The organism is Streptococcus oralis (assembly GCF_001579175.1).
In the GTDB taxonomy this organism is placed as follows: Bacteria; Bacillota; Bacilli; order Lactobacillales; family Streptococcaceae; genus Streptococcus; species Streptococcus oralis_O.
The window spans coordinates 91,804-93,097 of the sequence record NZ_KQ970761.1 but is presented as its reverse complement, the minus strand read 5'-3'; the positions used below and the strand labels follow the sequence as shown (position 1 = coordinate 93,097).

The 1,294-nt window shown below is 41.8% G+C and carries 2 protein-coding genes and 1 pseudogene; all 3 read left to right on the top strand.

All coding sequences use genetic code 11. The features are described from left to right. A pseudogene (locus SORDD24_RS08865) lies at window positions 1–764 on the top strand (DNA polymerase); the annotation flags it as partial. Further along, window positions 761–1,123, top strand: a complete 363-nt coding sequence (locus tag SORDD24_RS08860) for a hypothetical protein (protein ID WP_061409684.1) — start codon at window positions 761–763, stop codon at window positions 1,121–1,123. The pseudogene SORDD24_RS08865 and the gene SORDD24_RS08860, both read left to right, overlap by 4 nt. Continuing rightward, on the top strand, window positions 1,116–1,294 hold a 179-nt coding region (locus tag SORDD24_RS11360), incomplete at its 3' end, for a DUF5960 family protein (RefSeq protein ID WP_231082747.1). The genes SORDD24_RS08860 and SORDD24_RS11360, both read left to right, overlap by 8 nt.

Genomic DNA, 1,294 nt, shown 5'->3' with positions numbered 1-1,294 from the left:
GGGCCAACTGGTCTTACCAGGATGTGGAAGAGAAGGTCTGGAGCATTTCCAAGATGACGGATTTTTGGGGGATTGGCAGGCGGATGGAGAAACGCTTGCATGCTCTGGGGATTTTTTCTATCAAGGAATTGGCCACCAGCAATCCAGACCAGCTAAAGAAAGCTCTCGGTCAGGCTGGCCTACGTTTGTGGTTTCATGCTAACGGGATTGATGAAAGCAATATTCATAAACCCTATAAAGCCAAGTCTCAGGGATTAGGCAATTCTCAAATCTTACCGAGAGACTACGTGAAGCTACGGGATATTGAAATTATTCTCCGAGAAATGGCAGAGCAGGTGGCTATTAGATTGAGAAGAGCGGGAAAGAAAACAACCCTTGTCTCTATCTATGTTGGTTTCTCTAAACAGGAGGTCAGGTCGTCTATTCACACACAAATGAAGGTCGAACCGACCAATAATACAGCGATCTTAACGGATTATGTTTTGAAGCTATTTCATAATAAATACACTTCTGGAGCGGTCAGAAGTGTCGGAGTCAACTATTCAGGATTTGTAGACGAGTCCTTTGGTTTGATCTCCCTCTTTGATGATGTTGACAAGTTAGAAAAAGAAGAAAGGCTCCAGACAGCTATTGACTCCATTCGGCAACAATTTGGTTTCACTTCTCTCTTAAAGGCCAATGCACTGGAAGAAGCCTCTAGGAGTCTTGCTAGAAGCAAGCTGATTGGTGGGCATTCTGCTGGAGGATTAGATGGATTACAATGATTGATCGTTCTTATTTACCTTTTCAATCTGCGCGAGACTATCAAGATCCAGGGATGCAGAAGTGGATGGGCTTTTTCCTCTCAGAGCATACCAGCTCGCTTGGTGAAGAAAAAAATCGTGTTGATTTTTCGACGAATTTGAATTTAGTTGAGAAGCTACGCTTGCTTTCTCAGCTTTATGTTGGTCAATTAAAGGGATGTTTTGTTGTCAAGGAAAGAAAGCAAAAAATGACAATCATCGGCGAGGTGAGTGAATTATCACCTCAAACTCTATCTATTAGGACAAATGAGGGATATAGGCTGGTAGGAATTGTAGATATCCTCGAAATTCGACTGTGTGAGGAGGAAGTTTATGACTAGAAAAGAGCTGTATGAAAACAAACTACAGATGGATTATTTTTCAGATAGTTACATCCGCTTTGAAGAGGATTTCCAAAAATACTCTGCCATGAATGTTCCCTTGACTTTTTTGATCGATGATATCCTACGAACCATGGCAATGAATCAGAAGAACTACTTCGTCTTGAACAA

Excerpts from the sequence above, each read along its gene's own strand:
- SORDD24_RS08860 (WP_061409684.1), top strand. The coding sequence starts at position 761 with ATGATTGATCGTTCTTATTTACCTTTTCAATCTGCGCGAGACTATCAA.